General features: G+C 52.9%; 12 protein-coding genes. 7 read left to right on the forward strand and 5 right to left on the reverse strand.

Annotation, left to right across the window (positions count from 1 at the left end):
* Window positions 1–9: 9 nt before the first annotated feature.
* From trpC to TH25_RS05475, 3 genes are read right to left on the reverse strand one after another with little or no spacing between them, the layout of a single operon-like run.
* Complete coding sequence (trpC, locus tag TH25_RS05465; protein WP_114087416.1) at window positions 10–807, reverse strand: indole-3-glycerol phosphate synthase TrpC; 798 nt, start codon at window positions 805–807, stop codon at window positions 10–12.
* Entirely contained in the window at window positions 804–1,838 is a 1,035-nt protein-coding gene (gene trpD, locus TH25_RS05470) for an anthranilate phosphoribosyltransferase (RefSeq protein ID WP_114087417.1), read from the reverse strand. Before trpD ends, trpC begins: the two co-directional genes overlap by 4 nt.
* A 32-nt stretch (window positions 1,839–1,870) precedes the next feature.
* Window positions 1,871–2,443: an anthranilate synthase component II gene (locus TH25_RS05475; RefSeq protein WP_114087418.1), complete on the reverse strand. Its 573-nt coding sequence runs from the start codon at window positions 2,441–2,443 to the stop codon at window positions 1,871–1,873.
* Between the two features lie 229 nt (window positions 2,444–2,672).
* Between TH25_RS05475 and TH25_RS05480 the strand changes: the two genes are divergently transcribed.
* Window positions 2,673–3,845, forward strand: coding sequence for a divergent polysaccharide deacetylase family protein (locus tag TH25_RS05480; RefSeq protein ID WP_114087419.1), 1,173 nt, complete (start codon window positions 2,673–2,675; stop codon window positions 3,843–3,845).
* 99 nt (window positions 3,846–3,944) lie between these two features.
* Here TH25_RS05480 and trpE read toward each other — a convergent pair whose 3' ends face one another.
* Together trpE and TH25_RS05490 are read right to left on the reverse strand one after the other, a co-directional pair.
* The gene (trpE, locus tag TH25_RS05485; RefSeq protein ID WP_114087420.1) at window positions 3,945–5,441 is read right to left on the reverse strand and encodes an anthranilate synthase component I; all 1,497 of its coding nucleotides are present in this window, start codon (window positions 5,439–5,441) and stop codon (window positions 3,945–3,947) included.
* Between the two features lie 89 nt (window positions 5,442–5,530).
* Window positions 5,531–7,423 (reverse strand): SurA N-terminal domain-containing protein, encoded by a 1,893-nt coding sequence (locus tag TH25_RS05490; RefSeq protein WP_114087421.1) that lies wholly within the window; start codon window positions 7,421–7,423, stop codon window positions 5,531–5,533.
* Between the two features lie 329 nt (window positions 7,424–7,752).
* Between TH25_RS05490 and tpiA the strand changes: the two genes are divergently transcribed.
* The 6 genes from tpiA to TH25_RS05520 all read left to right on the forward strand — a co-directional run bounded on the left by tpiA (window position 7,753) and on the right by TH25_RS05520 (window position 13,891).
* Window positions 7,753–8,511 carry a triose-phosphate isomerase gene (tpiA, locus tag TH25_RS05495; RefSeq protein ID WP_114087422.1) on the forward strand — a complete coding sequence of 253 codons (759 nt, stop codon included), beginning with the start codon at window positions 7,753–7,755 and terminating at the stop codon, window positions 8,509–8,511.
* Between the two features lie 265 nt (window positions 8,512–8,776).
* Window positions 8,777–9,271: a preprotein translocase subunit SecG gene (gene secG, locus TH25_RS05500; RefSeq protein WP_404969412.1), complete on the forward strand. Its 495-nt coding sequence runs from the start codon at window positions 8,777–8,779 to the stop codon at window positions 9,269–9,271.
* Window positions 9,272–9,386: 115 nt separating this feature from the next.
* Window positions 9,387–11,015, forward strand: coding sequence for a CTP synthase (locus TH25_RS05505; RefSeq protein ID WP_114087424.1), 1,629 nt, complete (start codon window positions 9,387–9,389; stop codon window positions 11,013–11,015).
* A gap of 28 nt (window positions 11,016–11,043) precedes the next feature.
* Window positions 11,044–11,901 carry a 3-deoxy-8-phosphooctulonate synthase gene (gene kdsA / locus TH25_RS05510; RefSeq protein ID WP_114087425.1) on the forward strand — a complete coding sequence of 286 codons (858 nt, stop codon included), beginning with the start codon at window positions 11,044–11,046 and terminating at the stop codon, window positions 11,899–11,901.
* Window positions 11,902–12,012: 111 nt separating this feature from the next.
* Complete coding sequence (gene eno / locus TH25_RS05515) at window positions 12,013–13,287, forward strand: phosphopyruvate hydratase (RefSeq protein WP_114087426.1); 1,275 nt, start codon at window positions 12,013–12,015, stop codon at window positions 13,285–13,287.
* 274 nt (window positions 13,288–13,561) lie between these two features.
* Window positions 13,562–13,891 (forward strand): FtsB family cell division protein, encoded by a 330-nt coding sequence (locus TH25_RS05520; RefSeq protein ID WP_258549044.1) that lies wholly within the window; start codon window positions 13,562–13,564, stop codon window positions 13,889–13,891.
* Window positions 13,892–13,957 lie beyond the last annotated feature (66 nt).

Below are 13,957 nucleotides of genomic sequence, written 5' to 3' on the forward strand. Positions count from 1 at the left end.
ATTTTGATTTCAGGCTGCTTTGGTCAGCAGCGCCCGCGTGGCTGCCTCGACATCATCCTGCCGCATCAGGCTCTCCCCGATCAGGAAGCATTTTGCACCCACTTTACCCATGCGGGCCAGATCATCAGGCGTGAAAATACCGCTTTCGGAAACCAGCAAACGCTCGCCGTCAACCATCTCTGCCAACTGTTCAGTGGTGGTGAGGGATACATCCAAGGTCTTTAGATTACGGTTGTTTATGCCAATAAGTTTGGATTTCAGTTTAAGTGCCCGTTCGAGTTCTGGTGCATTATGAACTTCAACCAGTACATCCATTCCCAATTCATGGGCCTGAGATTCAAGCTCTGCAGCCAAGCTGTCTTCAAGCGCAGCCATAATCAGCAAAATACAATCAGCACCCAGGGCGCGGGCCTCGGTGATCTGGTAAGGATCAACCATAAAATCCTTGCGCAATACCGGTAAGTCAACCGCCGCACGGGCCGCAACCAGATAGGAATCATCCCCCTGGAAATAGGGAATATCGGTCAGGACTGACAGGCAGCTTGCACCTCCCGCCTGATAAGCCCGGGCCAGGGCAGGCGGGTTAAAGTCGGCACGGATCAGACCTTTGGATGGCGATGCCTTTTTAATCTCGGCAATCAGGCCATAGCGACCTTGGGCAACGGATGCTTCAAGCGCGGCGATAAAACCGCGCGGGGCCGATTGTTCTGCTGCTTCTGCCTGAAGCTCTGCCAGTGATTTGCGCGCTTTGCAGGCTGCAATATGGTCATGCTTGTCGTTACAGATCTTTTCAAGTACGTCGCTCATGCGGCATTCCCTTCGTTCGATATTGCTACCAACTGTTCCAGTGTTTTGGCCGCACTGCCATTGTCGATGACGGTTTCGCACCGCGCGATACCGTCGGCAATGTCTTTGGCAATCCCGGTAACAACCAGGGCTGCTGCCGCATTAAGCAGAACAATATCGCGATAGGCGTTTTTCTTCCCTGCCAGCAATTCCCGGATCGCCGTGGCGTTGGTTTGTGCATCGCCGCCTTTTAGTTCCTCAAGCGTTGACAGGGAAATGCCGTAGTCCTGAGGATTGATTTCAAATGTGGCAACTTTTCCGTCCTTGACCTCGGCAACGAAGGTGGGGCCGGTGACAGAAATTTCATCAAGGCCGCTATCGCCATGAACAACCCACGCATGGTGGGAACCAAGGCGGTTTAAGACATGGGCGATTGGTTCAACCCATTCTTTGCCGAAGACGCCAATAACCTGCTGTCTGGTTCTTGCCGGGTTTGCCAACGGGCCAAGCAGATTGAAAATGGTCCGCGTGCCCATTTCAACGCGGGTCGGCATAACGTGGCGCACTGCGGAATGGTGACGCTGCGCCATCATGAAGCATAAATTAATCTGTTTTAGCGATTTTTCCAGCAGCGATATATCGGCATCGATATTAACGCCAAGTGTTGCCAGCACGTCTGCCGAACCGGACTTTGACGAGGCGGCACGGTTGCCGTGTTTGGCGACTTTAGCGCCGCAGGCAGCGGCAACAATGGCGGCTGCTGTCGAAATATTATAGGTGCCGCTGCCATCGCCGCCCGTGCCGCATGTGTCAACGGCATCGGGGCTGGCCGTAACGCCGGTTGCCTTTGCCCGCATCACACGGGCCGCCCCGGTGATTTCTTCGATTGTTTCACCGCGCAGGCGCAGCGCCATCAAAAAGGCCCCCATTTGCGAGGGGGTCGCCTGGCCGGACATCAAAACGTCAAAGGCCTGTTCGGCTTCTTGCTCGCTCAGGGTTGCGCCAGTGGCGACTTTGGCCAGTGTCGGCTTGAGATCATGTTCCGTGGACATGGAATGTTCCCCTTGTTTTGGCTCCGGACACTTCAGGCGGCGGAGAAATCGATGAAATTTTTTAAAAGATCGTGTCCATGTTCCGATGCGATGCTTTCGGGATGAAACTGAACACCATGTATTTCATGCGTGTGATGACGCAGCCCCATGATCAGACCGTCATTGCTGTGCGCGGTGATGTCGAGGCAATCGGGCAGGGTTGCACGATCGACGACCAGGGAATGGTAACGTGTTGCCGTGATCGGGTTTGGCAGGTCCTTGAACACACTTTTGCCTTCATGGTGCATGACGTCGGTTTTGCCGTGCATGCAGTGCGGCGCGCGGACAACATTGCCGCCAAATGCAGCCCCAATTGCCTGATGCCCCAGGCAAACCCCAAGAAGTTTTACCTGTCCGGCGGCCGCCTTGATCAGATCAACACAAATACCGGCCTGGTCCGGGTCACAGGGGCCAGGTGAAATAACGATTCCTTCCGGCTTCATTGCCAACGCATCGTGAACGCTGATTTCGTCATTGCGGACAACTTTGACCTCGAGTCCCAGTTCACGTAAAAAATGCCACAAATTAAATGTGAAGCTGTCATAATTATCGATGAGCAGATACATCGCTGTCCTGAAGCCTTCCGTGTTTTAGACTGCGCGAGAATAAACGGCCTTGTGGCTACGTCAAGCGGTAGCGGTCGTGTTTTTCAGGCTTTAACAGGCTGCTAACCAGAGACCGGCTAAGAATGTGCGGCCAGAGACGATCTGGAAGCCGGTTTGCCTGTTATGAGGCAGGTCGGATTTGCGTTTTTATGGGCATCAAGACCCGAATTTCATGGATTGGAGAGACGGCGTGGCACGGCGCTCAACACCGGCAAAAAAGAAAAAAACCGCACCACGCGGTAAAACGAAGACAGGAAAAAAACCGCCCAAAAAGCCGGGAGGCTTCAAGCGGCTGATGCTTGGTGCCGCGATGGTGGCGGGCGCTGTTTCGGCGATAATTGCAGCGGCGAGTATGCTTGAGCTTGATCGCGCTGCGCACAAGGCGGTTAATGATCTGGCAAAAAGTAGTCCCGCGCCTGATACTTCTGACCGTACGGATCAGCCAAAACAGTCGGATATGGACTTTTCCAAAGGGTATGACGCGCCAAACCGCCCAGGTTATATGGTTGAACGTGTTCCGGAAGGCGAAAATCCGCAGAATGATACGGAAACGATACCAGAGCCAAGGGTTAATCCGGCGCCAAAAGTTGCGCCTTTACCGTCACCAGAGAAAGGTTTTGGTGCAGGAACGGAATTAGCCTGGCAAAAATTTGCAACGCATGTGCCTGATACCGGTAATGCGCCTGTTATTGCCATTATTATTGATGATGCCGGTATTGATAAACCACGAACCGAGCGTGCGGCAGAGCTGCCAGCGCCGATTACGCTTTCATTCCTGCCATATGCCACGCATTTGCCAGAACAGGTGGCAACGGCGCGCAAACGTGGTCACGAGATTATGTTGCATATGCCGATGGAACCGACTTCAAGGGTTGTTGATCCCGGCCCACATGCGCTTTTGACCAGCTATGACAAGGTTGCCATTTTAAATGAAATGAGCTGGATGCTGGATCGCTTTACCGGCTATGTGGGTGTCAACAACCATATGGGTAGCAAGTTTACCGCTGATCCCGAACGAATGGCGGTCGTCATGCAGGTGATGAAGGCCAGGGGACTTATGTTTCTGGACTCGCGGACCAGTGCAAAATCGGTCGGATATCAGGAAGCCCAAAAATTTGATGTTCCAGCCATCGAGCGTGACGTGTTTCTGGATGATGCGGATGATGCGGCAAAAATCAGCCAGATGCTGGACCGGGTGGAAAGTGTTGCCAGCAAGCGCGGCTATGCCGTTGCCATCGGTCATCCGCGTGATTTGACGCTGGAAGCCCTGAATAAATGGATCCCCAAAATGCAGGCGGCCGGTTTTGTCTTTGTACCGGCAACCGATATTATTCGCCGAAACGGGGTGAAGGTAACAGGTTGACCCTGCTGACTGGTCAGATGATGCGACCAAAAACAGCGGATGCCCGATTATTCAGGCATCCGCTGTTTTTTCAGGCGTGACGGCAGGGCCGTTTTTATCTCAGGCGAAACGGTGTGCTTCGCGGCAGGCGGCCATCAGGGCACCGGCCTTGTTGCGGCACTCCTGGTGTTCCATTTCGGGCTTGCTATCAACAACAATGCCAGCCCCCGCCTGAATATGAATTGTTTCATCCTTGATCACGGCAGTACGCAGCGCAATGCAGGTATCCATCGAGCCGTCTGCCGAAATATAACCGATACAACCGGCATAAATGCCGCGGCGAACGGGTTCAAGCTCGTCAATGATTTCCATCGCACGGACTTTGGGCGCACCCGAGACGGTACCTGCAGGAAAACCAGCCTTTAGCGCATCCATCGCATCATATTGCGGGTCTATCTGGCCGACGACATTTGAGACGATGTGCATGACATGCGAATAATATTCGATGGTTTCACGGTCGGTCACGCGAACAGTGCCCGGTTGCGAAACCCGGCCTACGTCATTACGGCCCAGATCCAGCAGCATCAGGTGTTCCGAGCGTTCTTTCGGGTCATCCAGCAGGTCCCGGGCCAGAAATTTGTCTTCTTCCGAATTTTTGCCGCGTTTGCGGGTGCCGGCAATCGGACGAATGGTAACTTCGCCATCGCGCAGACGTACCAGAATTTCCGGGCTGGCGCCAACGACCTGAAAACCGCCAATATCAAGATAGAACATAAAGGGCGAGGGATTAATGCGCCGTAACGCCCGGTAAAAGGCAAAAGGCGGCAGGCGATAAGGAAGTGAATAGCGTTGTGACAGCACAACCTGAAAAATATCGCCAGCACGAATATATTCTTTCGCCCGTTCGACCATCTCGCGATAGCCCGCTTCGTCAACGCTGACGTCGGGTTCAGGCAAATCCTGGGGGACGGTGCGTGAACGCCGGTCAATAAACAGGTTGCGCTGGAAATGCTGCACCACGTCATTGAGGCGGGCACAGGCGAGGTCATAGGCTGCCTGTGCATCAATCCCGGTTTCGGGGCGGACAGGGGTGACAACCGTTACCGTATCGGCAATGGTATCAAAGCTGGCCGTGACAGTCGGACGGATGAAAATGCCATCGGGCACGTTCAGGTTGTCCGGGTTTTCATCGGGCAGTTTTTCCATCAGGCGGACAGTATCATAACCCATATAGCCGACCAGTCCGGCGCTCATGGGCGGGAGATGGTCGGGCAGGTCAATGTGGCTTTCGGCGATCAGGGCTTTTAGCGCATCCAGCGGTTTTTGATCCTGCACGGAAAAATCATCAGCGTCGGCCATGACACGACGATTGATTTCCGCCCGGTCACCAAAGCAGCGCCAGATCAGGTCCGGTTTAAAACCGATAAAGGAATAACGACCACGACTGGCACCTCCTTCAACCGATTCGAGAAGATAGGTGTTGGGCAGGCCCTCCGCCAATTTCAGGAACGCGGAAACCGGCGTATCAAGGTCAGCCGTTAGCGAGGTGTAGACGACCTGGGCAATGTCTGCCTGGTGGTTGCGGGCGAATGTTTCAAAATCCGGTTTGATATCCATAGCGGCCATCCGATCAAAACCAAATAAAATGCGTCGGGAACTAAAAAAGGGCGACCCGCTGCCGGATCGCCCTGATTGGTCTGGCTGACCTAGTTGGCAGCATTCTGTGCGTAAAGACCGTTAATCACGGAATTATTGACGCTGACAGAAATGTTGTCCCGCAGGTAATCAAGATATTGCGAAACAATGTCCTGCTTCAGGCTGTCCTGCAACTCGGTAACAATGGGGTCGTCCTTGCCAAGGTCAGTATTTGCCGCTTTGATGTTGTCAAGAACAACCACGGCCACACCATTGGCACCGCTCACCGATTTTGCCTTGCCCTTTTCCAGGTCGAACAGGGCGCCGGCAATGGCGGGGCTGGCATCGGCGGAAAGACCGCGACCATCGCGGGTTGTCTCACCGGTTTCATCAATGCTGTTGTCCAGCTCGGCGGCGATGGTGTCCAGTTTTGCGCTGCCGTCATTGATACGAGCGGCAAGGGCATCGGCCTTGTCGGATAAACGACGCTGTTTTTCCTCGACCTTCCAGGCGGCGACGACATCATCGCGGACATCTTTGAACGGCTTGACGGCTGACGGTGTTACCTTGGTGACGCTCACGACGTAGCGGTCGCCATTCTGGGTTTCTTCCAGGAAGCTTTCGTCGCCTTCATTAAGTTCATAGATTTTGGCGTTGATTTCCTGACTGTCGGGAATACCGTGGCCCAGATCCTGTCCTTTTTTGATGTCGGTCAGGTTGTAAAGCTGCGCATGAACTTTTTCTGCGGCATCCTTCAGGCTGGTACCGGCACCCAGTTCATCATCAAGCTGGGCGGCAATATCAAAAATCTGGTCTTCCGCCTTTTGACGTTTGACACCATTTTCGACCTGTTCACGCACTTCATCCAAGCTTTGTTCATGGGCCGGGGTGATGGAGGTGACGCGCAGAATATGCCAGCCAAGTGCTGTTTCAACCGGTTTGGAATACCCACCTTCGGGCAGGCTGAACACGGTGTCACGCAACGCAGGCAGCATGTTCTCCTTGGTGAATTCCCCCAGTTTGACAACCGATTCCTTCATACCCGCCTGTTCGGTGGCAACCTTCATGAAGTCTTCACCGCCCTGAAGCGCCTTGTAGGCTTCAGTGGCGCTTTCCTTCTCGTTCGGTGCGAACAGGATTTGTTCGACAGCTCTTTTTTCCGGCGTCTGGAATTCGGCAATGCGCTGATTGTAGGCATCCAGCACTTCCTGGTCCGTAACAGTCATGTTTTTGGCAATACCGTCAACTGTCAGCAGGGCGAGGGTTGCATTGCGGGTTTCCGGTGCCGTGAACTGGTTGCCGTGGTCGTCATAGTATTTTTTCAAAACATCATCGGACGGGGCTTCAATCGGATCAATGTCATCGTTGTCCAGCGTAACGAACCGGCCACTGCGATCTTCATTACGGTACGCAGCAATGGCTTTGACCATCGGTGCAGGCGGGGTGCTGGCAGCCTCAAGGCTGGTGACAACCTGCTGGCTCATCAGGTCGCTGCGCATACCTTCAATAAATTCGGCTTCGCTGTAACCGTTTTGATACAGGATCTGCTCGAATTGTTTGCGATCAAATTGGCCGGTGGTCTGGCTTTGAAAATTCTTGTTGTTGAAAATGCTGCTGCGAACTTTGTCGTCGCTAATACCAATACCGATATCCTGGGCATTTTCTTCAAGCAGTTTCTGCGACACAAGACCCTGAACCGTATTGTTCAAAAGTCCCATCTGGATCGCCTGCTGCTGATCAAAGCTGGGCCCGAAAACCCGACGCATTTTGTCGATATTGCGTTTGAATGCACGGTCCAGTTCGACAGGCGTGATAGACTGGCTGCCGACTTCGGCGACTTCGCGGGAATTGCCAAGGTTCAATATCGAGGCATTCAGACCCCATATGACAAAGCTGATCGCGATAATGCCAAAAAGAATTTTGGCAAAGATGGATTGTGAAAATGTGCGAATGCCAGAAAGCATATTCCGTAGCCTAACAATTCGTTGCGTCGCACCGGCGCATGTTGGCCGGCAACTTTTTGCCAAAACGGTGCCGGTAATCGGTCAAAACCGTGCGGATCGGAGGCGCATCTTAATGGGAGGAGGATAGGGCGGCAACACCCGATTGCATAAGCCGTTTGAAATGCTGTGGCAAGAGGGGGAAAGCAGGCTTTTCCCGCAGGCGCAGGCATGTTAAAACGCGCGTCGGAAACGTCGTCATAAATGATCATTCATGATGAAGGGATTGCCATTGCAATTTCTGTTTTGCCAAACGGCATACGCATCAACATATAAAGTCGAGGAAGGTTTCAATGTCTGATCGTCGCCCCCTGATTGCCGGTAACTGGAAAATGAACTGTTTGCGTGACGACGGACTGGCGCTTGCCAGCGGCCTTGCCAGCAAACTGTCGGGTGCAAGCGAGCGGCCAGAGTGCGACATTCTGCTTTGCCCGCCAGCAACCCTGTTGGCGGATGTTGTGGGTGTGCTGGGGCATTGTGACATTCATGCTGGCGGGCAGGATTGCCATTTTGACAAAAGCGGTGCGCATACCGGCGATATTGCAGCCTCTATGCTGGCGGATATTGGGGCCAGTCACGTCATTTTGGGGCATTCCGAACGTCGTGCCGACCACGGTGAAAGTTCCACGATCATTCGTCAGAAAACAATTGCGGCCCATAATGCCGGTTTGACGGCTGTGGTCTGTGTAGGGGAAACCGAACAGGAACGTGATCTGGGTGCTGCCATTGCCGTTGTTTGTGGCCAGATGGATGTTTCCCTGCCCGAAGACGCAACAGCGGAAAATACCGTAATTGCTTATGAACCTGTCTGGGCGATTGGCACAGGGCGCACCGCAGCCGTTGCCGATGTCGAGGAAATGCACGCTGCCATTCGTCGCAAATTAAAGGAACGTTTTGCTGATGGTGACGCGTTTCGCATTCTTTATGGCGGTTCGGTAAAGCCGTCCAATGCGGCGGAACTTCTGGCGGTCGAAAATGTGGACGGGGCGCTTGTTGGTGGTGCCAGCCTGAAGGTTGAGGATTTTTGGGGTATTGTTTCCGCCTGTAAATAAGCGTGCGGTTTTCCAAACTTGCGGGAGCGATACCTTATTTATAGGTATGACCGGAATAAGGTTGTCGCTCCGGCGTGCTCAATGTGATTATGTTTTTTCAGAATAAATGTCGGATTGCACATGGCAGTCTTGCATTTTCACGCATGATCGGCGAAGATGTGTTCCCGGCGCGAGGAATTTTTCTTGCTTCAGGCCGGGAATTCTCCCGAAAAACAGATCGTAATGTGTAACCTGCCTTAGGCGGGGTGACTGTTATTTTATCTGGTTGGCGATTTTGTGGTTTGGCGCGTGCCAAATACAGACTAGCCAACCGTTTCAAAACGCGTTAAACACGCATCAAATTTTGCCCGGTCAGGCAGCAAACAGACTGCCGCCGGATTTACAAGTCAAGAGTTTTGAGGCCATGCAGACTGTCATTCTGGTAATCCACCTGCTTCTTGCGATCGGCTTGATTGCCGTAATTCTGGTTCAGCGCAGTGAAGGCGGCGGACTTGGTATTGGCGGCGGCAATAGCGGTGGCGGTAATTTCGGTGTTATGAGTTCGCGGAGTGCCGCAAACCTTCTGACCCGCACAACGGCAATTCTGGCTGCGGCCTTTATGATTACAAGCCTTGCTCTGGCGTTGTTGAGCAATCATCGTGCTGCGCCGACATCCATTCTGGATCAGGCTCCTGCGCCTGCGGCCACGTCTGATGTTGATAAAACGGCACCTTCTCCGGCGCCGCAACAAGATAGCGGTCCGGCAGCGCCGACACGTTAATAGCTAAATACCGATATCAGAGGCGGCAAAATTGCCGCCTCAATTTTTGAATTGTTTGCTCCCCGGTTTGCAAGTTGCACAACCGTGGCTTTGTGCTTTGAGATGAGGCATGGATATGACCCGTTATATTTTCATTACTGGTGGCGTGGTTTCTTCGTTGGGCAAGGGGCTGGCTTCTGCTGCATTGGGTGCCTCGCTTCAGGCGCGGGGTTTTACCGTTCGTTTGCGCAAGCTTGATCCCTATATCAACGTCGATCCAGGCACCATGAGCCCGTATCAGCATGGTGAAGTCTATGTCACCGAAGATGGGGCTGAAACCGACCTTGATCTTGGTCACTATGAACGTTTTACCGGCGTTTCATCGCGTCGTTCGGACAATGTGACCACCGGACGTATTTATTCGTCGGTGATCGCGCGTGAACGCCGTGGTGATTATCTCGGGGGCACGGTTCAGGTCATTCCGCACATCACCGATGCCATCAAGGAATTCGTTCAGAGCGACGCGACCGAAGATTTTGTTCTTGTCGAAATTGGCGGCACAGTTGGCGACATCGAAAGTCTTCCATTCCTCGAAGCCATCCGCCAGATGGGCAATGAACTGGGCGATGGTCGCACGATGTTCCTGCATCTGACCCTGGTGCCCTATATCCCGTCGGCCGGGGAGTTGAAAACCAAACCGACCCAGCATTCGGTGAAGGAACTGCAATCGCTTGGTATTCAGCCGGATGTGCTGCTGTGCCGTTGTGATCGCGAAATTCCGGTCAATGAACGCCGCAAGATTGCGCGCTTCTGTAATGTCCGTGAAGCATCGGTTATTCCGGCCTATGACGTCGACAATATCTATCAGGTGCCGATCAGCTATCATAAGTACGGCCTTGATAACGAAGTTCTGCACCATTTTGGTTTGCAGGCCCAGGAGCCGGATTTGGGGCGCTGGGAAAATATTTGCGATATCGTTCGGAACCCGGAAGGCGAGGTGACAATCGGTATTGTTGGTAAATATATTCAGTTGCCCGATGCTTATAAGTCTTTGACCGAGGCCCTGACACATGGTGGTATTGCCAATAAGGTGCGCGTCAGGATCGAATGGATTGCATCTGACGATCTGGAAAAAGACGAAAATGTCAGCGAACGTTTAAGCAAGTTGGACGCCATTATGGTGCCCGGCGGCTTTGGTGAACGGGGTGCGGAAGGCAAAATCGCAGCCGCGCGCTACGCCCGTGAGAACAAAGTGCCGTATTTCGGTATTTGTTTTGGTATGCAGATGGCTGTTCTGGAAGCTGCCCGTAATCTGGCAGGTATCACCAATGCGTCGTCATCGGAATTTGGCCCGACGGAAGTGCCGCTTGTCGGCCTGATGACGGAATGGGCTAAGGATGGCGGCCGGGTCGAGCGCCGTAGCGGTGAAGATGACCTGGGTGGGACCATGCGTCTTGGTAATTACGAATGCAAGCTGGTTGCCGGTACCCGTGCCCGTGATATTTATGGCGCGGAAACAGTGCTGGAGCGTCATCGTCATCGTTACGAAGTCAATATCAACTTCCTGGAGCAGCTTGAATCCAACGGACTGAAATTCTCTGGTCTGTCACCGGATGGCCGTTTGCCGGAAATTGTGGAATATCCCGATCATCCGTGGTTCATTGGTGTCCAGTTCCATCCGGAACTCCGGTCACGTCCGCTGGACCCGCATCCGCTGTTCGTGTCCTATATCAAGGCTGCCAAAGAACGTAGCCGTTTGGTCTAAGACTGTTTAAACGTCCGGGGATGTTGAAATGACCACGATTAAAACCGTCAAAGTAGGTGATATCGAATTTGCAAATAACAGGCCTTTTGCCTTGCTGGCTGGGCCCTGCGCCATTGAAAGCCGCCAGCATGCGTTGGAAATGGCAACGGCACTTAAAGAACTGACAGCGAAAATGGACATCGGGCTTGTATATAAAAGCTCGTTTGACAAGGCGAACCGCACCAGCAATAAATCCAAGCGTGGCGTGGGGTTAAGTGAAGGAATTGACATTCTGGGTGAAGTCAAGGATGTCACCGGTTTGCCGGTCGTGACCGATATTCACCTGCCAGACCAGTGTGAAGCCGTTGCGCAGGTTGCCGATATTTTGCAAATCCCGGCCTTTCTGTGTCGGCAGACCGATCTTTTGGTCGCGGCCGCTGCCACGGGCAAGGCGATCAATGTCAAAAAGGGGCAGTTCCTGGCACCTTGGGACATGGCGAATGTTGCCAACAAGATCGCCGAAGCCGGTAATGAAAACATCATGCTGTGTGATCGGGGAACCAGTTTTGGTTATAACACGCTGGTAACGGATTTCCGCGGGCTTCCCACGATGGCCAAACAAGGCTATCCGATTGTGTTTGACGCGACCCATTCGGTTCAGCAGCCGGGCGGGCAGGGCGGTACAACAGGCGGACAGCGCGAATTTGCGCCGGTTTTGGCGCGCGCTGCTGTTTCTGTTGGTGTTGCGGCATTGTTCATTGAAACCCACGACAATCCCGACGCCGCCATTAGCGATGGACCCAATCAAATTCCCCTTGGCAAGCTTCCTGAAGTGCTTTCGGTACTGAAGGAATTCGATGCCGTTGCGAAGGCCAATCCGGTTCGTCTGGATATGTTCGACGCTTAATATACCTTATATAAGGTGCCGCCATATTTGTGGCGGCATTTCTTTTATGCTGTAACCGATGCGGCCCTGGATGGGGTCGTTCAACATGTCAGTAAGGAGAGTTGTTTCGTCATGACCGCTATTATTGATATTCGCGGGCGCGAAATTCTGGACAGCCGGGGCAACCCGACCGTTGAAGTTGATGTAACCCTGGAAAGTGGCGCCTTTGGTCGGGCTGCCGTTCCGTCAGGTGCATCGACGGGCGCACACGAAGCTGTCGAACTGCGTGATAAAGAAGACCGTTATCTGGGCAAGGGTGTTACCAAGGCTGTTTCTGCCGTTAACGGCGAGATTTTTGAAGCCCTGGCCGGTGTTGATGCCGAAGAGCAGATTGAAATTGACCAGGCGATGATTGAGCTGGACGGGACGGAAAACAAAAGCCGTCTGGGGGCAAATGCCATTCTTGGTGTTTCGCTTGCTGTTGCCAAGGCTGCAGCCCAGGAAGCCGGTCTGCCGCTATATCGCTATATCGGTGGTTCTTATGCCCGTTCCCTTCCGGTGCCGATGATGAACATCATCAATGGTGGCGAGCATGCTGATAACGCGATTGATGTTCAGGAATTCATGATTGTTCCTGTCTCGGCGGAATCGGGTACCGATGCCATCCGCATGGGTGCTGAAATTTTCCATAATCTGAAAAAATCGCTGGCGGCCGATGGTCTGAGCACCTCTGTCGGGGATGAAGGTGGGTTCGCACCGAACATTGCATCGACCGAAGATGCGATCAGCTATGTTATGAAGTCAATCGAGGCGGCCGGTTATCGCCCGGGCGATGATGTGATGCTGGCACTTGATGCCGCATCGACCGAATTCTACAAGGACGGTAAATACGTTCTGGCTGGCGAAGGTAAAACCTTCGATTCAGAAGGCATGGTCAAATACTGGGCAGAACTTGCTGCCAAATATCCGATTTTCTCGATCGAGGACGGGATGTCCGAAGATGATTGGGAAGGCTGGGCCGCGTTAACCCGCGAGATTGGCGATAAAATCCAGCTCGTTGGCGATGATTTGTTCGTGACCAATCCGAAGCGTTTGGCAGATGGTATTTCGCAGGGTGTTGCCAACTCGATCCTGGTTAAGGTGAACCAGATCGGTACGCTCAGCGAAACCCTGGAAGCGGTTGAAATGGCGCATCGTGCCGGTTATACCGCCGTTATGTCGCACCGTTCGGGTGAAACCGAAGATTCGACAATTGCCGATCTTGCAGTTGCCACCAATTGTGGCCAGATCAAAACCGGTTCGCTGTCGCGGTCGGACCGTTTGGCAAAATATAACCAGTTGATCCGCATTGAGGAACAGCTTGGTTTGGCCGCCCGTTATCCGGGCCGTGCGATCCTGAAAAAATAAAATCCGTTTCCTGATCGAAACAGATATAAAGGTCACCTGTTGCGGGTGGCCTTTTTTTTATTTACGACTTGTTAACTGATCGTAAATGCGGCAACGAAAAATGCCTGTTTTAAAACTCTTTTTACCTTGTTGTGGTGAAATCGATGACAGTTTTATTCTCCGGCTCCGTAACCATATAAATTTACGACGAAATAACGTACGTTGTTTTATCGTTTCGGTATGGAAACATTTTGCCGAATGAAGAATTTGTTCATTCACTAGGGCTCATTTTGACATGTCGTCATCTGCACCGGTTGTTCGTCGGTTTCGGCAGGCCATCGCGCCGGTTTTTGCCTTTACGGTGATGGTGTATTTCATCTTCCACAGCGTGGAAGGGGACCGTGGGCTTTTGGCTTATTGGTCCATGCAGGACCGGGTGACAGAGATTGTCAAACTGCGAGACGATATTCGTGCCCGTCGCGAGCTTTTGGAGCAGCGTGTAAAAGCATTACGCCCCGGAAGCCTCGATCCGGATCTTCTGGATGAACGGGCGCGCACAATGCTGGATATGGCCAACCCCGATGACATCATTATTTTTCATCATAATGGCTATGATCACCCGTAAGGTCGGTTATTTGGAGGGGCGATGTTTTGTCGGCCCCGGATATTTGGCTGGCGTGAATTCGATATA

Source organism: Thalassospira profundimaris (assembly GCF_003326755.1).
In the GTDB taxonomy this organism is placed as follows: Bacteria; Pseudomonadota; Alphaproteobacteria; order Rhodospirillales; family Thalassospiraceae; genus Thalassospira; species Thalassospira profundimaris_B.